This is a genomic window from Chitinophaga sp. CCNWYY40 (assembly GCF_037483205.1).
GTDB lineage: Bacteria > Bacteroidota > Bacteroidia > Chitinophagales > Chitinophagaceae > Chitinophaga > Chitinophaga ginsengisegetis.
Genome location: NZ_JBBHLF010000009.1, coordinates 53904 through 77321, shown reverse-complemented (window position 1 = coordinate 77321; position 23418 = coordinate 53904). Strand labels below are relative to the sequence as shown.

The 23418-nt window shown below is 47.1% G+C and carries 17 protein-coding genes; 9 read left to right on the top strand and 8 right to left on the bottom strand.

Annotated elements, in window-relative coordinates:
* The 6 genes from V7S65_RS29895 (at position 1) to V7S65_RS29870 (ending at position 8281) form a co-directional block, all read left to right on the top strand.
* Positions 1-1743, top strand: a complete 1743-nt coding sequence (locus V7S65_RS29895) for a RagB/SusD family nutrient uptake outer membrane protein (RefSeq protein ID WP_079473065.1) — start codon at positions 1-3, stop codon at positions 1741-1743.
* A 204-nt stretch (positions 1744-1947) separates the two neighbouring features.
* On the top strand, positions 1948-4158 hold the full coding sequence (locus V7S65_RS29890; protein ID WP_336389353.1) for a hypothetical protein: 2211 nt from the start codon (positions 1948-1950) through the stop codon (positions 4156-4158).
* A 40-nt stretch (positions 4159-4198) separates the two neighbouring features.
* Complete coding sequence (locus V7S65_RS29885) at positions 4199-5080, top strand: aldo/keto reductase (RefSeq protein WP_336389354.1); 882 nt, start codon at positions 4199-4201, stop codon at positions 5078-5080.
* Between the two features lie 11 nt (positions 5081-5091).
* Positions 5092-6264 (top strand): enolase C-terminal domain-like protein, encoded by a 1173-nt coding sequence (locus V7S65_RS29880; protein WP_079473068.1) that lies wholly within the window; start codon positions 5092-5094, stop codon positions 6262-6264.
* 16 nt (positions 6265-6280) lie between these two features.
* Positions 6281-7840 (top strand): SLC5 family protein, encoded by a 1560-nt coding sequence (locus V7S65_RS29875; protein ID WP_111580202.1) that lies wholly within the window; start codon positions 6281-6283, stop codon positions 7838-7840.
* A 6-nt stretch (positions 7841-7846) separates the two neighbouring features.
* Entirely contained in the window at positions 7847-8281 is a 435-nt protein-coding gene (locus V7S65_RS29870) for an L-rhamnose mutarotase (RefSeq protein ID WP_336389355.1), read from the top strand.
* On the opposite strand, the gene V7S65_RS29865 is transcribed toward V7S65_RS29870, so the two are convergent.
* A complete protein-coding gene (locus V7S65_RS29865) occupies positions 8282-9175 on the bottom strand; it encodes an AraC family transcriptional regulator (protein WP_336389356.1) in 894 nt (297 codons plus the stop codon).
* A gap of 189 nt (positions 9176-9364) precedes the next feature.
* On the opposite strand from V7S65_RS29865, the gene V7S65_RS29860 reads away from it, so the two are divergent.
* On the top strand, positions 9365-11677 hold the full coding sequence (locus V7S65_RS29860; RefSeq protein WP_336389357.1) for a hypothetical protein: 2313 nt from the start codon (positions 9365-9367) through the stop codon (positions 11675-11677).
* Between the two features lie 5 nt (positions 11678-11682).
* The gene (locus V7S65_RS29855) at positions 11683-12441 is read left to right on the top strand and encodes a DUF899 domain-containing protein (protein ID WP_339546890.1); all 759 of its coding nucleotides are present in this window, start codon (positions 11683-11685) and stop codon (positions 12439-12441) included.
* Between the two features lie 53 nt (positions 12442-12494).
* Here the strand turns inward: V7S65_RS29855 and V7S65_RS29850 are convergent, their stop codons facing one another.
* The 5 genes from V7S65_RS29850 to V7S65_RS29830 form a co-directional block, all read right to left on the bottom strand.
* Positions 12495-12827 (bottom strand): YegP family protein, encoded by a 333-nt coding sequence (locus V7S65_RS29850; RefSeq protein ID WP_111580206.1) that lies wholly within the window; start codon positions 12825-12827, stop codon positions 12495-12497.
* A 187-nt stretch (positions 12828-13014) separates the two neighbouring features.
* Positions 13015-13932, bottom strand: a complete 918-nt coding sequence (locus V7S65_RS29845) for a bestrophin family protein (RefSeq protein ID WP_336389359.1) — start codon at positions 13930-13932, stop codon at positions 13015-13017.
* A gap of 64 nt (positions 13933-13996) precedes the next feature.
* A complete protein-coding gene (locus V7S65_RS29840; RefSeq protein WP_111580208.1) occupies positions 13997-14287 on the bottom strand; it encodes a chaperone modulator CbpM in 291 nt (96 codons plus the stop codon).
* A 2-nt stretch (positions 14288-14289) separates the two neighbouring features.
* Complete coding sequence (locus tag V7S65_RS29835) at positions 14290-15210, bottom strand: DnaJ C-terminal domain-containing protein (protein WP_079473081.1); 921 nt, start codon at positions 15208-15210, stop codon at positions 14290-14292.
* A 32-nt stretch (positions 15211-15242) separates the two neighbouring features.
* Positions 15243-16202, bottom strand: a complete 960-nt coding sequence (locus V7S65_RS29830; RefSeq protein WP_336389360.1) for a Dyp-type peroxidase — start codon at positions 16200-16202, stop codon at positions 15243-15245.
* Positions 16203-16460: 258 nt separating this feature from the next.
* On the opposite strand from V7S65_RS29830, the gene dnaK reads away from it, so the two are divergent.
* Positions 16461-18350 carry a molecular chaperone DnaK gene (gene dnaK / locus V7S65_RS29825; RefSeq protein WP_336389361.1) on the top strand — a complete coding sequence of 630 codons (1890 nt, stop codon included), beginning with the start codon at positions 16461-16463 and terminating at the stop codon, positions 18348-18350.
* A gap of 62 nt (positions 18351-18412) precedes the next feature.
* Here dnaK and V7S65_RS29820 read toward each other — a convergent pair whose 3' ends face one another.
* Complete coding sequence (locus V7S65_RS29820) at positions 18413-19966, bottom strand: RagB/SusD family nutrient uptake outer membrane protein (RefSeq protein ID WP_336389362.1); 1554 nt, start codon at positions 19964-19966, stop codon at positions 18413-18415.
* A gap of 23 nt (positions 19967-19989) precedes the next feature.
* Positions 19990-23244, bottom strand: coding sequence for a SusC/RagA family TonB-linked outer membrane protein (locus V7S65_RS29815; RefSeq protein WP_336389363.1), 3255 nt, complete (start codon positions 23242-23244; stop codon positions 19990-19992).
* Between the last annotated feature and the right edge of the window lie 174 nt (positions 23245-23418).

Below are 23418 nucleotides of genomic sequence, written 5' to 3'. Positions count from 1 at the left end.
ATGAAGAATAAGTTAAATATAGCAACACTCATCTTTTTCGTTCCTTTTTTGCTGATGAGTTGCAATAAAGTACTTGATAAAACGAACCTTTCCGCCGTAGGCCCGGACCAGGTATGGTCGGATGTAAATATCGCCACCGCCTATTTAAACCAGATCTATTCATCGCTGATGCCGGGCAATACATCCGGGGGCGGCAACAATACAGACGAAGGCGTACCTTATCAGAAACAAACCAATGAATGGTTCAGGGGTACAGCCACGTTCGACTCACAAAACAACTTTGGCACGTATAACAATATACGAACCATTAATATCCTGTTAGGGAATATCGACAAAGCGACCTTCAGCCAGGCGGACAAAGATAAAATTAAGGGACAGGCATTGTTCTGGAGAGCCTGGGCTTATCATAATCTTGTGAGTAATTATGGCGGTGTGCCGCTTATCCTGGAAGCACAGCAGCCTACTACAGATTTAACAACGTTGCAGAAACCCCGCAATAAAACATCAGAATGTGTAACGCAGATCTTAAAAGATATAGATGATGCCACCAAATTATTGCCCGATGCTTTTACGGACGATGATATGGGCAGGGTGGATAAAGGCGTGGCGATGGCTTTTAAAGGAAGGGTGTTATTGTTTTATGCCAGCCCGTTGTTTAATGGTCTGGGAGGCATTGCCACCTGGCAAAAAGCCTACGATGCCACTAAGGCCGCCAAAGAGTTCCTGGATGCCCGTGGTAAAGGATTGTACAGCCCTTACAGCAAAATCTGGGATGATGAGCTGAATAAAGAAGTAGTAATGGTTCGCCGGTATAACTATCCACAGGCGGTTTATTTCCAGGGAGGCTTAATTCCTTTGGACTGGTCTAAAGATGACGTAGGCTATGACCGGCCCTCACTGGAACTGGTGAATACTTTCCCTATGAAAGATGGCTCCAGCTGGGAATCACAATCAAGAAGCTACGATACGCTGTTTTTTAACAGGGACGACCGGTTCTATGCTAACATCTATTATAACGGATCACCCAATCAATACCTGAAAGGGATGCGTGATAGCAAAACGTACCTGTGGACCTATTTTACCTCGATAACAAATTATAACGGTAGCACCGGACTGGAAGGCGTGCATAATTCCATTACGCTGGACCCTTTATGGTCTAACTCAAGTTTTTACCGCATAAAAGCAATTGATAAAACCATTGATAAAGGAGGCGTTTATAATGCGGGTGTTGACTGGGTTGAAATCCGCTATGCTGAAGTATTGATGAATTACGGAGAATGCGCCAATGAAACAGGTAACACAGCAGCAGCGTTGGATGTATTAAAACAAATCAGGGCCCGTGCAGGTGTTCAGCCAGGTGTTGCCGGTAACTATGGTATTACGGCGGTGTTGCAGCCAGATATACGCAAGGCGTATCAGAAAGAACGTTTTGTTGAATTTTGTTTTGAAGGAAAACGTATGAGTGATCTGCGCCGCTGGAAAATGTTTGGTTACCTGAGAGGGCTTACCCAACGTCATGGAATAGCTGTATTGCTGAAGGCTGGTCAGCCGGATGTAAGTCCGATGTCAGATATCAATACTGTATGGAACAGGTTTACCACTACCGTTATTCCAACAGATGCTGTTGATATAGCAATTAAAGATCAGTACTACATTTATGGCATTCCTAAAGCAGTTTTGGACAGAAACCCCTTGTTAAAGCAAAATAATAACTGGGGCGGCGACTTTGACCCCCTGCAATAAATTTTCAGGTAAATGATTTGACCGGTAACCAGGGAAAGGGAGGCTTTACAGGCCTCCCCATTTTCCCCGGGCAAAAAAAACATCGGCCACTGCAAAATTAGCGGATGTTTATATGTATTGATTTATAGTAATTTTGCTTTACTATCGTACAACCTAACGCGCTTGTTTCAGCGCAGTCTTCAAGGCTCAATCAATAGCAACACAATGAGAAAAAATAAGCGTAACGGGAAGTGTTTAACCGCCAGGATAATAATTGGTACACTGTTGACTTTTAGCATGCATGCAGGTGCTCAGCACATGGCGTTTACAACAAAGTATTCAGCTGTAGGTATCAATGAAAAAGGGTTTATTACCAGTATCAGGGATAAACAAACAAACACGGAATATAATCCCAAAGGACTAAGCTCTCCATTGCTGACGCTGGAAAAGGAAGGGGAAAATATATACCCGGCAAAAGCGAAGCTACAGGGCAAACAGTTAAAGCTGACTTACCCCAACGGCTCGGTTGCTACGTTAACGGTGGAGCAGAAAAACGATTATCTGCGCTTTGAATTGCTGTCGCTGTTTCCGCGGAATGGTGTTGACAACGTTATATGGGGACCTTACAAAACCAATATCTCTAAAACCATCGGCGAAATATTATCGGTAGTAAGAAGTGATAATTTCGCCATTGGCATACTGGCACTTAACGACAATACTACCAGCGGCCCGCCCTGTAATGGCGATATGTACCAGGCTTGCTATATTATCCATTCGCCCGATCCGGTGAAGTACCCGCTGCCGGCTCATCTCAAAGAAGGTCAACGCTTCCGTATCGGTGGCGATGGTATAAATGATGTGGCCTTTTATTCGCATCCGGAGGAATATTACCGGTACATGAATGGCAACGGCGCCAGCCTGGAGCCGGACTACGGTTCTTCTATCGTATTGCATTCGCGCGACAGGAAGAAACCATACACTATTTTTTATCCGCATTTTAATGATTTTCCCGGTGTTAAATCGCCCCGTCATATGGAGCTGACGCCGGTTGATGTGGACTACATCGGCTCTGCCATCGCCTTTTATGCCTGCCCTGATTCGCTGGGGCTGCGGACAATCGAACGGGTTGTGAAAAATGAAGGCTTGCCCTATATTACCCGGAATGGGAAATGGGTAAAGGATCCATCCAATTATCAAACGGATATAGCCTGGTCAGGACCGCACGACAGCCTGGTATCATACGCCGGCCAGTTAGGTCTGAAAGCTGTTCAGGATGAAGGTTTGGGAGAATATTATACCAATCCGGCCAACCGGTGGGGAGATAAAAAAGTGACGCTCAATCAGCAAAAACGCCCCATCAGTGACTTAACAGCCTTAACCAATAAAGAAGGAATTGCCTATGGCCTGCATACGTTAACCGAATTTATTCAGCCATTCAGCAGCGACGTACACCCGGTACCCAACGATGGTTTGTGTACCGTGTTAAAAACCCGTATCACTAAAGCTATTGGTGCAAATGATACTTTGATACAGGTGGCAGACACCAGCTACCTGAACGAATTTGGCGGGTGGGACGACAATAAGGTGAATGTATTAAAGATCGGGAAAGAGCTGATCAGGTATAAAGGGGTAACCACCACAAAACCCTATACACTTACCGGTGTGGAGCGTGGCGCCCTCAAAACCAATGCCGCCGCACATAATGCCGGTGATCAACTGGCGAAACTCCAGGTAAATTGTTATGGTGGCTTTATCCCGGATATTACGCTGCAGGATGATTATGCTGAATATTACGCCAAACTGCTGCACGACGGTGGTATGAACTATATCGACTTTGACGGTTTCGAAAGCTTTACCTATCAGGGGCACGGTCAATACTCTTTCAAACGCTTTCTGAGAGGCATGTTTGGCCATCTTGAAAAAATGGGGGTGCCTTACCTGAGAGTAATGGGCTCCTGCGTTTTTGAAGGAAACTGGCACTATATGAGTGTATGTAATGTGGGAGGCGGTAACCATATGTTTGATCCGGTAAATAATAAGTGGGGTATTGAAGGGAAAGACATACGTTATTCCTTCAACGGAAGTTATTTTCCATCTACTTTTGGGATACAAAATCTGCAGCGCGACTGGACCGTACAGGTGATAGAGAATCTCCAGTGTAAATCCATTGCCTGGGATGCTACCTACATGCTGGGGTTGAGCCAGGATGCCGTGGAAAAAAGAACCGACAAGCAGGCTATCTTCAAAGCTTTCCGGACCTGGGAAAACGCAAAAAATGCCGGTGCATTTGGAGATGCGTTGAAAAAAGAAATGCAGGAAGAAAAGAACAGGTATCACCTGGAGCAACTGAATGATGACAGCTGGAAGCTTTATAAAGTAGCATCAGACGGAGCTTTGGGGAGCCCGCAAACACTGACACGCAGCAAAGCAGGTTGATAATATTTTACTTTTGTTTGGTACTACTACACATTTGTTTATGGTCAGCGAACGTTTGGTACTTGGTACCGCCGGGTTAGGCGGTGTTTGGGGGAAGGTTGATCCGCATCAATCTGTATTGACAATTTTATCCGCACTGGAATCGGGTATAGCTGCCATAGATACTGCGCCGGCTTATGGAGATGCTGAAAGCTACCTGGGACAGGCGTTACAGCAATGGCGTGGAGGCGTGCCCGTTATCAGCTCCAAAGCAGGGCGACTGAAATCTTACGCTGCCGATGAAGCTTATTACGATTTTACCGACAGGGCGATGGCAGAAAGCCTGGAGAACAGTCTCCGCACCATTGGTATTCCTTCTCTCGATATCCTGTTTTTACACGATCCTCATGCCATTCCGGAAATGGAAGCAGAGCGGATCATTGATACGCTAATAAAGTTCAGGGAGCAAGGATTGGCGAAACGCCTGGGCGTGGGAGGGAACTGGCCTTCCTGGTTGAAAGGATACCTGGATGCCGGCGTTTTTGATGTGGTGATGGAGTTTAACCGTCTTAATGCCTCAAATGTAACAGCCCTGCAGGATTCGTTGCCTTATTGCTTATCCCGTAACATACAATATTATGCGGCGAGTCCTTTAAATATGGGACTGCTGGGAAGAAGCATCGGATCGTTTAAACAAATGCGCCCGGAATGGCTGCCCGCGGATGCATTGGAGATGGCCGTACGCCTGGAGCAGATAGCGGTAAAACACCGGCTCACTTTACCGGCTATGGCGCACCGGTTCCTACTGTCTTTACCCTATGATTTTAATATTGTACTGGGGCCATCCAATATATCGGAGCTGACGGCCAGCATTGAAAATTTTAATCAGGGTAAACTACCGGAAATCATCCAGGCAGAAATCCTGAATTGCAGTAACGGGTAAAAGAAGTTAAGATGTGTAATATTGACAACGAGATCTTTAATATTCGGAGTATACAAATAAGGGAATTAGCGCCGGTGCAGGTGGTTACGCCGTTTCAGGATGCCACTATGGGACCGTTCCCTGCTTTTGGGCTGTCCATGATCACCATTGAAGATGAAAATAACAATATTGGTGAAGCACCGGTGTACAGTAGTTATACCAATATCCTGGAAGCATGCCTGTTGCCGCATTTGCTGTATTCCCAAAACCTTTCCTATAGCCAGTTATATTCCAGGTTGTACTGGTCTATCCGCAACGAGGGCTTCAGAGGCCCTGCATCTGCGCTGTTGGGACAGGTAGATATGGCATTGCACGACCTGGCTACCCGCCGGCTCGGCGTTCCGTTGCATAAATATATGGGCGCTGACCGGAATGAGGTAAAAGTTTATGGCAGCGGAGGTGGTACAAACTATACTTATGAGGAACTGGAAAAAGAGATCGCTTATTTTACCGCAGCGGGTGTAGATTGTTATAAGATGAAGGTGGGAAAGGATTTTGGGATGAACATGACAGAAGATATAAAGCGTGTAAAGTTTGTACGTAGTCTCCTGGGAAAAAATATCAGGCTTGCCGTGGATGCCAACCAGATCTGGAGCTGTAAACAGGCGCTCCGGTTTATTGATAAAACAGCAGGTGAAAACCTGGCCTGGCTGGAGGAACCTACTCATTCGGCATCTTTTGATCAGATCGAAGCGCTGTGCAAACAAACCCCATTGAAAATTGCTTTCGGAGAATCGGAACGTACTGCGAGGGTGTTTCCTACGCTGGTAAACATCGGCGTAGCCCATTTGCAGCCGGTACCCGGGCATTTGGCCGGTGTGAAAGAATGGATGGCTGTAAGGGATCTGGCAGCGAAACACCAGGTAGATTTTTCATCCGGCGGATATTCATTGTTCACGGCTTCCCTGATGACTACCGCATCTGAACAATGTGAGGTGGAGTACCTGTATTCAATTATGTCGGGACTGGAAACCTATTTCAATGTAAAACCGGCATGGGGCAACGGGAAATTTACGCTGCCGGAGTTGCCCGGTTTTCCTGTCAGGATAAATTGGAATCATTGTGAAGATACCGGTCAACTAGTCAAAACACGGGTATGGAATAAAAAGAATGTCAGGGAATACAAGCCGGTTGTATCTTTGTGATTCTTAAGCTTTTTCCGTGAAGATAACTTTAACTGGTATTGATTATCTGGTCCTCGTTGTATATGTAATTGCGCTATTCACTTTTGGTTTCTATCTTAAATCTTCCGGGGTACAATCGGGAGGAGATATTTTTCTGGGCAGGCGTTCTTTGAAATGGTGGCAGATCGGCTTTTCCATGTTCAGTGCCAACGTGGGCCCAATGATGTTGATAGGCTTATCCAGCCTGGGTTTTTCGCAGGGTGTGGTAGGAGGTAATTTCGAGTGGCTGGCCTGGATATTCCTGATGTTGTTGTCTGCATTTTTTATTCCACGTTATCTTTCAGCAGGGATCAGCACTATTCCGCAGTTTCTGCTTTTGCGTTATGGCCGCAGGTCTTATAATTTCCTGGTTGTTTACAGCCTGATGTCTATATTATTTGTGTGGCTTGGCAGTGCATTGTATGCAGGCGGACTGGTTATTTCAGAGATTTTCCAATGTTCGTTAATAGAAGCGGTAGTGCTGATAACCCTCATTTCCACCAGTTATACCGCTATCGGCGGTTTAAAGGCAGTGGTGAGAACCGGCGTTTTCCAGTCGCTGATCATTATTACTTCTTCCCTGATACTAACGGTACTGGCTATAGGAAAAATTGGTCATGTGGCAGATGCGGCTAAAGGAGTGCCTCCCGACTATTGGAAGCTGTTTCACGCCAGGTCTGACCCTGAATACTCATGGCTCGCTATTGTGGCGGGTTATCCGGTGGTAGCTGTTTATTACTGGTGCGCAGATCAAACGATTGTACAAAAGGTGTTGGCCGCAAAAACTGTAAAAGAGGGACAACGGGGTATTCTTTTCCTGGCAGCGCTCAAAGTGATCACGCCTTTTATTTTTGTGTTGCCTGGTATTATCTGTTTTCTTTTATACAGAGATAGTACCACACCGGATAAATCTTACATTACGCTCGTCAAAAACCTGATGCCCGACGGGCTTCGCGGGCTCTGTATAGCGGCGCTTGTCGCCTCGCTGATCGATACCGTATCTTCGGGTCTGAACTCTTTCAGCACTGTTTTTACATTGGATGTGGTGACGCAGTTTGTATCTTTGGAAACAAAGGATAAAACAAAGGTTGGGAGATGGATGACTGCTGTAGGCGCTTTCCTGGGAGGAGGTATCGCCGTATTGTTTTCTTACTCAGATAAAAGCCTGTTTGAATTAACGCAGGGGCTTGTGTCTATCCTGGCGCCACCATTATCGGTGGTGTTTTTAGGCGGCATATTCTGGAAACGCACGCACCGGGTAGCAGCAGAAACAGTGTTGTTTGGCGGCGGCTTTCTTTGCCTGGTGATGGGTGTTTGTTATGTATTGAACTATCCGTATAAAGGATTCTGGCCACACTTTTTATTTCTTTCTATCTATATTTTTATTTCCCTGGTAATTTTAATGGTGCTGATAACCCTGGTTTTTAAAGTGCCCGAAAAAGACCGGGTATCATTTACTTTTCCGGACAAGGCCGGATCGGGCATGGATAAGTGGTTATGGGCAGGCTGGGGTGCGCTGGCTTTGATAATGGCAGCGATCTATATAGTATTAAATTAACGAATCATGAATAAAATATTGTCCGCTACTTGCAGGATATTACTGCCGGCTGTTGTTATTATATTGACTGCATGTAATGCGTCCCAAAAAGAAGAAAAGCTGCAGGAGCATGTTTTTGTAGTGAACATTGTACATGATCCGCAGAAGCTGAAAGAATATCTCGATTATCATCAGCATATATGGCCGGAAGTGGAAGCCGGTTTTAAGAAAGCGGGTTACCGGAAAATAACGCTTTACCGGTATGAATACCTGTTGGTAATGGCCATCACCGTACCAGCCGGAGCGGATCTGGGGCAAATGGGAAAAACGGCTGAATCTTATGATAAGCGTTGCGCGGAGTGGAACCGTTTAATGGATGGCTATCAAACCGGTGTTCCCGGCGCGGGGCAGCAGGAAAAATGGGTGGAGGCAACACCTTTTTACCGCTTTATAAAAGAGTGATTACAGGCTTTGCGTGCTCACGCCCTTTTTCTCTTTGTCTTCGTATTGCCTGATGAAATCCCTGGGAGATAATCCTTTAATTTCTTTGAAGTGTTTATTAAAGTTCGAGATATTATTATAGCCACTGTTATAACAGGCTTCTGCTACGTTGTGATGTCCTTCCAGTAAAAGTTTGGCGGAATGCCCGATGCGTACTTCTTTTACAAAATCGATCAATGTACGGTTGGTATTACGTTTGAAAAAGCGGCAGAAGGCTGCGGACGACATGGGAATAAGATCTGCTACGTCCTGTAGCAGGATATCGTCTCTGAAATGCTGAAAGATGTAATCAAATACCTTGTTGAGTTTTTTTGCTTCTCCGGAGTTTTCAACGGTATTGTAATAGGGCGATGATAATACTCTTGATGATTCGGATTGTGCGAGCACATCCAGCAGCCGGATCATCAGCGCCACCCTGCTTAAGCCCGACACATAAAGCATCTGGTGCATAATCATTTTGGCGTCCTGGAGTGTGTTGCCGGTAAACAGCACTCCTTTTGCCGCTTTGGCGAAAAGCACATTCAATTGTTTGGCTTCCGGTTTTTCGAGCAGTTCCTTTCCGAGGAAATCGGGAAAGAAATGAATGACCACCGCCTGGGTAGGGATAAGCGGATCGGCGGCTTTGTAATACTGCCAGCAATGCGGCAGGTAACTGCCCAGCAACACCAGCTCCGGTCCGTCGAAATCCTCGATATGATCGCCGATAAATCTTTTACCGCTACAGTTTTCCAGCAACGCGATCTCAAAATTGACATGCGATTTTAAGGCAGTATATTTTTTTATTTCAAGAATCTCTGATCTTACCGTAAATGACTGGTCCGCCGGAAATGTAAAATTCTCGTATATGTATTGCATCGGATTGTAAGTCTGGTTGTGTGTTACAGGCGATTCAAAGATAATAAAATACGCGGGAAGTTTAATGCGGCAAAAATAGTATCCATAATGGTCAAATTAAGGGTTGCGTTCCTTTTAAGGGAATCAGAACTTTATGGCCTGCGGCAGATATCCCTTCCGGATTTAGTGCAGCCGTATTAAACAACAGGTATGTATCGCATTAAAACGAAGTATTTCTTATTATTCCTGGTAGCTGTCGCCACGTCAAATACATCTTTCTCCCAACTCCCTGATCTGCAGTTGAACAGGATGCTGCAGCAGGTAAGCGGATCCGTTACTTTTTTGCAAAGACAATATAAGGGCACCGACCTGGTGGCGGAAAATGTTTTTCGCTCCGGCGAATTGCCGGGCAACTGGAAGCTGGTGCTGAAAGCCGATCCGGTGAAAGGGCACAGCGATGCGATAGATGTGGAGGCTACTTTCAGGCTGGCAGCGGGACAGGCAACTTCCACCGCCGTGGCAGTGAAGTTTGATTTTAGTAACTGGAGTGCTGCCAATTATGTGCTGGTGCCGGCATCGCTTTATAACGGCAACCGCTATCGCTCCATAGGAGACGGTTATAATCCCGGTTATCCGCGTGATATGTATTACAATCCGCAGGTTCCGCTAACGATTTCAAATAACCCCCGTTTGTCGGTAGAACAGGATAAGGCTTCCCTGGTAGCGTTACAAACAGGGAATATGGCTACTCCCGCGGTTTGCTTTTTTTCTCCGGCAACACAAACGGGCTTTATCCTGTTAACAGAACAACAAACAAAATGGGGAAACAACGGGGTTACTATTACGGAGAATGCCCATAAAGATCAGTTGTCTTTTGACATTTCAGCACCCGCCATCCGTAAACTGGCTGCGGGCTTCGGCGACTTCCATCTGAGCGGAGACAAGGCGCCGGATTGGAAGGCCGGCGATGAAGTATCACTACGCTTCCGGCTGTATGTGTTTAAAGCAACGGATATCCCGGCTTTGCTCACAAAATTTTTTAAAGTACGGAAAGATATTTCCGGTCCTTCTGTTCCCCGGAACCTGGTACCTATGAGCAAGTTGCTGGAACTGGGCACAGGCATATGCAGCAGCAATTTTACACAACAGCAGATTGGTCATTATTATAAACCGGAAAACAACAACGACTTCCAGCTGGGATGGGTAAGCGGTATGATTAACACCTACCCGATGTTGTCGCTGAACGATGAAAAGGAACGCAAAAGGGTAGGCGAGGAACTTGATTTTGTAGTGCGCAGATTGCAGGGTAAAAGCGGCTATTTTTATGGGGGCATAAAGTCAACCGGGGAAATTATCGGGGAGAAGATGTCGCCCGATTTCCCGGAAATCCAGGCAATGGTGAGAAAGAACGGAGACGCTTTGTTTTGGTTGATGAAGCACCTGTTGTTGTTCAGGGCAAGCGGGCATGCCGATATGATTAACAAAGATTGGGAAGATGCAGCTATAAAACTGGCTGCTGCTTTTGTAAAAACCTGGGAGAAGGATGGTCAGTTTGGCCAGTATATAGCGCCGGAAACGGGCAGGATTGCGGTATTCAACTCTACTGCAGGCGCCATTGCCCCGGCGGGCCTGGCCCTGGCAGCCCACTATTTTAACAGGGCCGGCTGGATGAAAACAGCAGCAGCCGCAGCGGATTATTACTACCGGCGCGACGTGGCCGGGCAGGGGCTTACCGGCGGCGATTGCGGGGATATTTCGCAGGATGCCAATTCAGAATCAGCTTTTGGATTCCTGGAGTCTTTAATGGCATTATATGATTATACAGGCGATCGCAGGTGGTTGTCGATGGCCGAAGTACAGGCCGCTCTTTGCGGTACCTGGACACTGTCTTACGCACCGGTTTTTCCTCCGTCGAGCACCATCGGGAAATTGCAATGCAATATGACGGGAGCCGTTTGGGCCAGCATACAAAACAAACATGCAGCACCTGGTATCTGCACTTCTTCCGGCGACTATCTTTTCAAGTTGTTCAGGGCTACCGGAAATTCATTGTATGCTGATTTGATCAGGGACATCCAGCATGCGCACACAGAGGCCGTTAACATGCCAGGACATATTACCAGCAATTATCTGATAGGCTCTTCTATGGAGCGTATTCAGCCAAGCGATGCAGAAGGGAAGGAGAGCATTGGAAACTTTATATACACCCGTAACTCCTGGACAGAAACCAACGGCATGCTGATGGCACTTGAACTGCCAGGTATTTATGTGATCAGCGACAAATCCAAATGCTATGTTTTCGACCACGTGGAGGCTACAATCATTAAGAAAGATAATAAGGAACTGGTGATAGAGATATACAATCCAACGGTGTATGATGCCAGTGTGGCCGTGATGTCGGAAACCAGTGCGGAAGCTAAGCATCCTTTGGGTTATACTGCTTTTCTCCGTTGGCTGAAAGTACCGGTGAAGGCCGGAGGGAAAACCAGGGTGCGTATTTCGGGGAGGGAGGTTAGATGGTGAGTCCAGTGCTGAAGGCAGAGAAGGAGCTTACCCGGCATAGCGACGAAGTGGCGCGGCAGCGTCAGCAGTTGCCCTGGGTGAGGGTGGACAAGGAGTACGTATTTGATACAGATAAAGGGAAGGCGTCGCTTGCTGACCTCTTTTGCGGGCGGTCGCAGCTGCTCATTTATCATTTTATGTTTGGGCCGGAGTACGAGGCGGGATGTCCGTCCTGTTCGTCGATAGCAGACGATTTCAACGGTTTCGCGGTTCACCTGGCTCACCACGACGTGATGCTCGCAGCTGTATCGCGGGCGCCGCTGGCAAAGCTGCAGGAATACAAGCAACGGATGGGCTGGAGTTTCCCCTGGGCCTCTTCATTTGGAAGTGATTTCAACTACGATTTCAAAGTTTCATTCACCGAGGAGGAGCAACGTTCAGGGGCGGTGGCATATAACTATCGTACAGGAAATGTAAGCTCACGTGCCAATGAAATTGAGGCGTTGCAGGAAGCACCGGAGGCCGGAAAGAAGATCGCTGCCACCGTGGGCATAGACTGGCCCACCTATATCCGTGAAGCGCCGGGCATGAGCGCCTTTGTGCTGAAAGACGGGGTTGTTTATCACACGTACTCCACCTATGAGCGCGGACTCGACGGACTTTGGGGGATGTATCAGTGGCTGGACCGTGCGCCGCTGGGCCGTAATGAAACCGGGAATACGATGTGGTTCCGCCGCCATGATGAGTATGGAGATAAGGAGAAAGCGGGGAGCTGCTGTGCTTAAAAAAGGCCGGCCAGATCACACACCAGCCAGCCCTCTCTTACATGTAAATACTATTAAGCAGCAGGTTCTTCCACCGTTGCGGTTGGAGCATTGTTCTTAACGGAAGCAATGCCGCCATCGCGGCCGGAAGTACTTTCGTACATTTCACTGGTACCAATGATTTGTCCGTTTGCGGCCTTGAGATTAAAGTAATGTTTTCCATTAGTGGAAGTCTTTTTGTCGAACCGTTCATCGATCTGGGAATTGGTTCTCACAGACTCGATGCCGTTGTCGCAACCTGATCTGGCGGCATAACCTTCGCTGGCAAGGATTACTTCACCATTACCTGCTTTTAATTTAAAACGGAATTCACCGTTGCTGCTTTTGGAGACAACAAATTTACTCATAGGAGATTATTTTAGTGTGCCGGAAGTTACTTAATAAATCCCAAAATGAACGATCCCGCATTTTAAGAAATGGCTAACGTTATTTACGCTTTTCTTCAATTTTATATAACCCTGCACCGTGACTGGCAATAACCGGTGAAAAAGTGCCGGATGATCCATCTAAAGAAAAAAATAAAGGAAAACCAGCCTAGTCTATCACGTAGGTACTGGCTGGTTTACTTTCCTGCAGCTCCTGCGGAATTTGCGCCTGTTCAAAGATGGAGTATTCAATGTTCCGGCAGATAGTATTTAACGGCAGGTCATTTTCTTCTTCTCCAAACGGTTCCCCTATTTCGTAAATGATAGCATCCAACGCTATAAACGTATAGCTGATCAGCAACACAATGACAGGCATCATCCAGCCTAAACTATCCACCAAACCAAAAGGTAACCAGAAGCAATAAAAGTAAACCGTACGATGTAATAACACACTATATGCAAATGGCAACGGTGTATTGGAAATCCTTTCGCATCCGCCAATTACCTGCGACAACTGGCTAAGATGACTGTCCATAGCAGCCAGCATAATAGTATCAATATGTTTCTGTTTGTTTTGTTCGCTGATCCATTGTCCGATGAAATCAAGGATAATAACAGGAGGATGTTTTTTGTCTTTCAGATAATTTACCTGTTCGGCAGATAGTAAGCGGGAAAGATGTTCGGTGCCGGACTTGTTTCTCAACTGGTAATTAAGCGACCAGCAGAAGGCTGCCAGCATTTTGGTGAAAGGTATTTTACTTTCATCGGGCGCGTTAATTAATGTGGATGCCTGGCGTGTTAAAGACCTGCATTCTATCAGTAATGTACCCCACAGCTTGCGCCCTTCCCAGTACCGGTCGTAGCTGGCGGTATTACAAAATCCCATGAAAATGGCTAAGGCCAGGCCAATCAATGTAAAGATGGTCGGGTTAAGATGTACCTTGTGGTAATATATTATTCCGTCAAAATAAAGGATAACCAGGGAGAATACAGCAATAATTGACAGCTGGACAGTGATTTTCTTGAGCACAGAGCCTTCCCATATGAATAACATTCTGAGCCAATTGGCGCGCTGTCTTATGATCATTTTTTATTTTTATACAGGCTTTTAAAAATGAATTTCAGCCGGAGAAATCCTGATCTTTATTGTTTTATTTGCCATGTCCCAATTCACGCCGGAGTTGTTTTACTTCATGCTGCAGATCATGGACGCGGTTTAATAAATGGGTGATGGCTTCTATGCCTTCCAGGTTGATGTCCATGTCGTAGTGCAGGTGCACGAATCTTTCAAGATCGGCCAATTGGTCGTAGTCAATAAAATATTCCTCTTCTGTTTGCGTCAGCGTTATCAGGCCATAATCGTTTAAGGATTGAACAAAGGTTGTTTCAATCTTATAATAAGTGCAGCATTGCTCTACAGATATATTTTTTGAAGTGTCCATAACTACCTTTTTTGGCGCTCTTCAGCAAGTTCTTTAAATAATTCTTTTTCTCTTTCTGTCAGGTTCTTTGGAATTTGTACCTGGTAGGTGATGTAGAGATCTCCGAATGTTCCTTCCTGTTTATACACCGGGAATCCTTTCCCTTTTAAACGCACGCGGGTGCCGCTTTGCGTTTCAGGGGCCACCTTTAGTTTTACTTTTCCGTCCAGTGTATCGATGGTTTCCTCTCCGCCGAGGAGGGCTTTGTAAAGGTCCAGGGGGATATCGGTGTAGAGGTCGTTCCCCTTGCGCACAAAAGCCGTATCGTTATGGATCGCAAAAGTAATATAGAGATCGCCGTTGGGACCTCCGTTTGCGCCTGGCGAGCCGAAGCCGGCAATTTTTATCTCCTGTCCGTCTTCGATCCCTGCGGGGATAGTGATCCGTATATTTTTTCCGTTGACCGTAAATGTTTGCTTGTGGGTTTTGTAGGCATCCGACAAATTCACCTGCATGGATGCGCGGTAATCCTGTCCTTTAAAGCGGGCCTGCCGGCCACCTGCTCCGCGGTTGCCGAACATGGAGTTGAAGAAGTCGGAAAAGTCGCCGTCTTCTTCATTGAACGATTGGTATCCGCCGCTGCCACCGGCTCCAAAAGGGTTGCCCCTGGCGCCTCCCGAGGCTTGCTGCTGCCGGCGCGCTTCTTCAAACTGATCGGCATGTTTCCAGTCGGCGCCATACTGATCATACTTCTTTCTGTTTTCAGGATCACTTAATACTTCATTCGCTTCATTGATCTGCTGAAAAGTTTTCCCGGCCTGCGGATCATTCGGGTTTAAATCCGGGTGATGTTTACGCGCGAGTTTCCGGTATGCCTTTTTTATGTCTTCTGCAGAAGCATCTTTGGGAACGCCCAGAATCTTATAGTAATCGATATAATCCATTCCGTTTAAATATTACTTATTGATAGATAAAATCATGCTGCGCCATCTGCGGTATACTGCTTCAGCATGTCCATCGACGGAGCAAAAAAGAGGCTGCCGGTATGGGCCGTACTGAAATCGAGGATCCGGTCGTAATTGCCTGCCGGAACGCCGATAAACATTCGCTCCAGCATTTTAAAGGTAGTACTGAATGTGTTTGCATATGCGATAAAGTAGGTGCCCACTTCATTTTTGCCGGGGTTGCCAAAGGGCATGTTATCCCTTACTATTTTCAGCTCATTCCCGTTATCGTCATCCAGGCTGGCTAAGGCGCTATGGGAATTATCGGGCTTTACCTCGTCGGGCATCTCTATATCGCTGATCTTATAACGGCCAATTACTTTCTCCTGGTCTTCGGTGGAGAGCTTTGTCCACCCGTTCATATTATGCAGGTATTTCTGCACAAAAAGATAGCTTCCGCCTTTATAAACCGGATCTTCGTCACCCACCAGGGCAAAGTGCTGCCGCTCGTTACCGATGGGGTTTTCCGTGCCATCCACAAAGCCCAGAATAGAACGGCCATCCCAATACCTGAAGCCATGTACTTCTTCCAGACAATCGGCCACCGGTGATAACACCGCTGTTATAGCAGTGAGCATGTCAAAGCAAATAGACATGTCAGTTGACCGGAGATGAAAATGCAGATCTCCCGGAGTGGCCACTGCCGTATGTTTTGCGCCTGCCACCGGTTCAAAATTTCTCAGCTCTTTCGGGATGGGCCGGGGCAGGGATAGCTTCAGCCATGCTTCGTATCCGACCCCCATTACGCAGGTGGCGCGTCCACCGGGTGCCCTTATAATAAAGGTATGATTAAGATTGGCTATCAGGCCGCAAAGCTGTTCAAAAACAGGTTTTATTTCTGCACCCTCCTTAAACTTCCAGACAGTGAAGATGGTGTTATTGTTGGGGTAATCGGTAACATTCTGCGATTCATGGTGTATTGCTCTGCTCATATTTAGTTAGGCTATTGGAATTTAATAAATTATGTTAACTGACTTCTTTTCAAATTTAGGAGATGTTGCAGATAGCAACTATTGCGTGGTGATTTGATGAATAATATTCGTCAATTTTTTCACCATTTTCAACAGCTTTCTAAACAAATCATCATCCGATAGTTGTTTATTATTGTAACGGAATTTAATGCATTTTCAGCTATTCTCCTGTATATAACCAGTTGCTGTTTTTTTTATTCAAAAGAAAAATTTAATGCTATGGGTAAAATTATTGGGATTGACCTGGGAACCACCAACAGCTGTGTTGCCGTAATGGAAGGTAACGAGCCGGTGGTTTTAGCCAACGATGAGGGACGCCGTACCACCCCATCTGTTGTTGCATTTCTGAAAAACGGGGAACGTAAAACAGGAGATCCCGCTAAAAGGCAGGCGATCACTAATCCCCGGAACACGATTATTTCCGTAAAGCGTTTTATGGGCCGTAAGTATGATGAAGTACAAAGCGAGCTTTCACATGTCAGTTACAAAGTGGTGCGTGGCGACAATGATACCATTCGTATTGACATCGACGGCCGTTTGTATACCCCGCAGGAAATTTCTGCTATCATCCTCCAGAAAATGAAAAAGATAGCGGAAGACCACTTAGGCCAGGAGGTAAGCGAAGCCGTTATTACGGTACCGGCTTATTTTAATGATGCGCAGCGTCAGGCGACTAAAGAAGCGGGTGAAATAGCCGGATTAAAGGTGCGGCGTATTGTAAATGAGCCTACCGCTGCGGCGTTGGCCTACGGGCTGGATAAAGGCGACAGAAATCATAAGGTGGCAGTGTTTGACCTCGGAGGCGGCACCTTCGATATTTCCATCCTGGAACTGGGCGACGGTGTATTTGAAGTAAAATCCACCAATGGAGATACCCACCTGGGAGGAGATGATTTTGATAAAGTTATTGTAGACTGGCTGGCAGATGAATTTAAGAAAGATGAATCCATCGATCTCCGGAAAGACCCGATGGCGCTGCAACGCCTGAAAGAAGCGGCAGAAAAGGCTAAGGTGGAATTGTCATCAGCCACCGAAACGGAGATCAACCTGCCGTATGTTACCGCTGTGGATGGCGTGCCCAAACACCTGGTCAGGAAATTAACCCGCGCAAAATTTGAGCAACTGGCGGATAGCCTTTTCAGCCGTTGCCTGAAACCCTGCGAAACAGCCTTGAAAGATGCCGGTTTGAAACCTGCTGATATTGACGAAGTGATCCTTGTGGGCGGTAGTACCCGCATTCCAAAGGTGCAGGAGATCGTCGAAAAATTCTTTGGCAGGAAGCCCAATAAAAGCGTGAACCCGGATGAAGTAGTAGCCATCGGGGCGGCGATCCAGGGAGCGGTATTAACCGGTGAGGTAAAGGACGTATTGCTACTGGACGTTACCCCGCTTTCTTTGGGGATTGAAACAATGGGCGGTGTAATGACCACACTGATCCCTTCCAATACCACCATTCCCGCAAAAAAATCGGAAGTGTTTTCAACTGCTGCCGATAACCAGCCCGGCGTGCAGGTGCATGTATTGCAGGGCGACCGTCCGCTGGCAAAAGACAATAAAAGTTTAGGGATCTTTAACCTGGATGGCATCCCGCCTGCTCCGAGAGGAATGCCCCAGATCGAAGTGGCATTTGATATTGATGCAAATGGTATTCTGAACGTAACCGCTAAAGATAAAGGCAGTGGCAAAGAACAAAAGATACGGATAGAAGCGGGCAGTGGATTAAGTAAGGAAGAAGTGGAAAAAATGAGAGCCGATGCAAAGGCAAATGAAGCGGCCGATAAAATAGCCAGGGAGAAAGTTGAAAAAATGAACCAGGCCGATAGTCTTATTTTCCAGACAGAAAAGCAGTTGAAGGAGTATGGAGACAAAATTCCGGCAGATAAGAAAGAGGCCATCACCGGCGCCGTAGCGGCATTAAAGTATGCGCATGAACAACAGGACATTCCGGGCATCGACCGGTCTATTAACGACCTGAACACGGCATGGACGGCTGCCAGCGAAGATATGTATAAAGCCGGTCAGACTGCTAATGAGAGCGCACAAACCCATGCGCAACCGGCGGGTGGAACGGAAGATGTTACAGACGTGCCTTTTGAAGAAGTGAGATAGTTTCTTATCATAAAACAGCAAAGCCCTGGAATTACTCCAGGGCTTTGCTGTTTTATGATGGTTTAATATCCATCGTTTTGGATCAGTACCGGCGCGTTCCGGTCTATCTCCGTTTGTGGAATAGGCCAGAACTCATAATTGGCTTTGTATTTAGTTTTGATGGTAGGTTGCAGTGGATTGGGTACGAAGCCATCCAGTTTTTGAACGGCAATGCCCCATCTTCTCAGATCAAAATAGCGGATGCCCTCCAGGGCAAACTCCACTCTTCTTTCATGCCGGATCCGGGTGCGCATTTCGGCCTGGGATAGTCCGGCAGGCAGGTCGGGCATATTGCTCCGGTTCCTGACAAGCTTGATGGCGGCGTATACGGAGGCATCGGGCCCGGTTGCTTCATTCTGCGCTTCTGCATACATGAGCAGGATATCGGCATAGCGGAGCAGCACAAAGTCGTTGTCGTCGATGGTGCCGTAGTCGGGATCAGTAAGACTTGGATCCAGCCATTTTTTTACGGCGTAATAACCAGCGGTCCAGCTATCTTTTCCCGGTGTGGCTATGGAGAGGGCGCCGGTAAAGGGCCATCCCTGTGCTTTGGTATCGCCGGGGAAGAAGAAGGTGAGGCGCATGCGGGGATCGCGGTTTTCAAACGGTTTCCCTTTTACGTATACAGCTGAGGAAGCGGTATCCTTGCCATCTGCGGCTTCGTATTCGTTGATCAGGTCCTGCGTACCCTGTTCTCCTTTCCAGCGCTGGAGATTTACAGAAATGGCCACATCCTGGTGCAGGATATTGGGACGCTGGTATTTTACAGAGAACATGATTTCCTTGCTGTTATTCTGATCAGGCTTATAAAAATTGGCGGCGTAGTTTGCAAACAGACTGAATTTGTTGGCCGTCATGATTTCCTTTGCCAGCGCGGCGGCTTCAGCGTAGCGTTTCTGAAACAGGAGCACTCTTACTTTGTATCCCTGGGCAGTAGCTTTTACGGCATGGCCATTTGTATAACCTGCATCGGGCAGGGAGGCGATGGCGAGATCGAGGTCGGCCAGTACCAGTTTCAATACTTCGGCCCTGTCGGATTTAGCCCGGGTGGATTTATAATCTTCTTTGAAAGGATCATCCGTAAAAATGACGGTATTGCCATAGAGCTGCGCCAGCCAGAAATAGTGAAATGCCCGCAGGAAGTATGCTTCTGCTTTATATTTTGTTAGCTGATCGCCGCTGAGTACTTTATCTACGTTGGCAAGAAAAGAATTGGCCGCGGCGATGGCCTGGTAGCAGTTGCTGTAGTAGGAGTATACAAAATCGCCGGACTGTGGAGTGATGCCCGAAGTGAGGGCGTTCAAACCGCCGCCATAGTTATACTGACCGTAGGAGTCGTCCGTGAAATTATCCCACGCGAAAACGGTAAACTGTGAGGTCGCATATCCACCGCTGCCGGCGTAGAGGTAGTTGTACAGGCCGGTGAGGGCCTTGTCCGCATCATCGGGTGTTTTCCAGAAAAAAGCAGACGACAGTTTATCCGGAGGCGTTACATCCAGCAGATCTTTGTTGCATCCGCTGCACAATATAAAAGCCGTAGCGGTTATCGTGAATATTAATTGCTGAATCTTTTTCATAACTGAACTTTTAACAGAAGAAATTAAAACTGAACCATAGCGCCAAAAGTGTATGTTTTGGTTTGCGGATAGGTAACATAGTTACCGTCTCCCACGCGTTCGGGATCAAGTCCCGGGAATTTGCTGATGGTGAATACATTTTCAGCGGTAAAGAACACCCGCAGCGATTTTATACCTACCCGGGTAATAGTGGCTGCCGGCAGGTTGTAGCCCAGCTGCACATTCCTGAGCCGGAGGAAAGAGGCATCTTTCAGGAAGTAAGTGGAGGCATAGTTCTGAACGGGAGCGTATCCATCGGCTACATATATTTTTGGCATAGTGGTGCTGGGGTTTTCCGGTGTCCAGCGGTTGCGCCAGTCTGTAGTAGGTACGGAGCCTTGCCGGAAAGGTTCTATTCCCCATCCGTTTACATAGATCTTTTGTCCCTGTGAAGCATAGAATTGTGCGCTCAGGTCAAAGTTTTTCCATGATGCACCAAGATTAAAAGCATACTGGAAAGTGGGATATTTTCCTTTGGTATAGGTCCGGTCTTTATCATCGATCACCCCATCTCCATTCACATCTTTTATTTTCAGATCGCCGGGAGTGGCGTCTACAGGTTGTTTGGGCGATTTGGCAATTTCATCTGTGCTCTGAAAAATGCCATCCCACTGATAGAGGTAGTATTCATCCAAAGGATGTCCTTCTTCCCGGATGGTGGTACCGCTGATTTCACGCTTGCCAAATTCTTCCAGTATATTTTTGTAGCGTTGGAAATTGGCGCCAATATACCAGGTAAAGTTTTTCCCGATCTTATCGTTGTATTGTACATTGAATTCAAATCCCTTGTTTCTTACGGCTCCGTTATTGATAATAGGGGCTGCTAATCCCAGCCACAGCGGTACCTGGGAGCTGCGGAGGATGTCAAAGGTATATTTATTGAACCAGTCGCCGGTGAAGGTAAGCCGGTTATCAAATGCAGTGAGATTAAGACCGAGGTCCAATACCCTTGTAGTTTCCCAGGTAAGAGTGGGATCTATGATCTGGCTGCCGGTAAAGCCGGTAGAAACATTGGAGCCAAAGGCATAAGGTCTGTTATCGAGCGTGGACTGATACGGATAGGTACCGATGTTCTGGTTGCCCAGCTGGCCCCAGGAAGCGCGTAGCTTCAGGTCGTTTATCCAGGTAACATTTTTCAGGAATGATTCTTCTGATGCGCGCCATGCGCCGGAAAAGGAATAGAACAATCCCCAGCGGGTATCTGAAGGCAGCCGCGAAGTGCCGTCGTATCTTACGCTGGCGCCGAGCAGGTATTTATCTTTATAATCATAATTCGCATTACCGTAAAACGAGCGGATAGCCCAGGTACCGGACGTTCCGTTATTGGCCTGGCCTTCTGTGGGACCTGCATTCAGTTCTCTCAGCAGGTTGGTTGGAAACTGTGTGCGGCTGGCATTGAGGGTATCGGCTTTATTTTGTTCCTGCTGATAACCTGCCAGCGCGGAGAGGTTATGGTCGCCGAATTTATTTTTGTAGGTAAACTGGCTGTAATAAACGGTGTAGATGTTGCCGGTGTTGCCCACAGTCAGCCCGGGTGTACCGTCGTCGAGCAATCCGGCGGGGCTCATGTCACTGAAATAGTAGGTAGGTACAACGGGCCTGAAGTCATTGTATTTGTAGTTGTCGTAGTTCATGCCTGCCCTGTTTTCCCATTTCAATCCATCCACGATGTCCACATCGAGGGAGAGGTTTCCCTGCGCGTAATAGTCGTTTGTTTTAACCCGGACATCTTCATCCACGATGGCCACAGGGTTTTTATTACCCAGTTCATTGGAGTAGGCTTTCTTGATCCATTTTCCATCGCTGGAGGCAGGGTAGAGGGGCGACTGTGCCAGGGCAGAAAGGAACATATCGCCTGCACCGTTTTCAGGATATTTCCTGTCGGCGTACCGCATCTGCACATTGGTACCAATGGTCACCCTTTTGTTGATCCGGGAGCTGAGGCCCAGGTCCAGGGTATATTTTTTATAGTCGAAGCCGATTAACACGCCTGGCTGGTTGCTGATACCTAAACCAAGACTGTACGTAGTACCTTCTTTTCCGCCGCTCATATTCAGGTAATGGTTCTGGGTGTAAGCCGTGCGGAAAATATCGTCCAGCCAGTTGTGATTGGGGTATTTCACCCGGTCGGTAGCCTGTTGGTACAGATCGATCTGCTGCTGGGTATAAAGCGGTGCAAGACCTGAATTAGTCCGGGCTTCGTTGGACAGCTGCATGTACTCTGCCGAGTTGGAAATAGTCTGCGGCAGTTTGGCTGCTTTTGAAACGCCGAGATTATATCCATAGGTGAGAGAAAAACCGGCGCGTCCTTTTTTTGTTTTCACTACAATTACGCCATTGGCGCCGCGGGAGCCATAGATGGCTGCGGATGCGGCATCTTTCAATACAGAAATAGATTCGATATCGTTGGGATTTAAAACGCTCAGGCTTCCCGGTAAACCATCTATTACCACGAGCGGGTCATTACCTGCGCCGCTAAAAGTGCTGATGCCGCGGATGCGTAACTGGATGTTTTCATTTCCCGGTTCGCCGGAGCCCTGGGTAACCTGCAATCCCGGAAGTTGTCCCTGTAGCAGGGACACGGGGTTGGTGGCTACCCGTTTGTTCAGCTCTGCACCGGAAATAGTAGCTACTGCACTGGTTAGTTTATGTTTTTCCTGTGTGCCGTAACCCACTACCACTACTTCATTTAATCCTGATACATCTTCTTTGAGGACGATGTTGAAGGAAGATTGACCGGCAACAGGTATTTCCTGTTTGAGATAACCGATGGCAGATACTACCAGGACGGCATTTTCCGGCACCTGTAGTGTAAACAACCCGTCTACTGTTGTTAATGTGCCGATGGTGGTACCCTTTACCTGCACCGTAATGTTGGGAAGTTGCTGGCCTTTTTCATCCACTACCTTCCCGGTAATTTTTTTTGTTTGAATCCGTTCACCGGCGTTTTTAAATACCACCATGCTGTTATCGAGGATAGTATAATGAAGACCGGTTTTGAGTGCTACGGCATCCAGTACTTCCCGGATATCAGCCTTTTCCATGGTGAGGCTGAGTTTGGGTGTTTTCTCTGTTTCGTTATTGCTGTAATAAAATGTGTAGGTCGTTTTTTTCTCGAGATAGCGGAACACTTTCTCGATATCTGCATTAACGAAGGACACGGATATCGTATTCTGCGAAAATCCTGCTGCAGTGGCCTGGAAAAACAGCAGGAACAATACTCCGGTAAATTTGATCATGAGAAATAATTTTCGTCTATTACAACGTAAGGCGAACGTGGTTTGTTTCAATGCTATTTTCATAACCTGGAAGTGAGCTTATAAAATCAATAAATCTGAAAATCTGTGGAGGTCCATAACGGAGATTCCGGCATAGCGATGCCGCTAGGGAGGTCGCTCCCCGATCATGATACT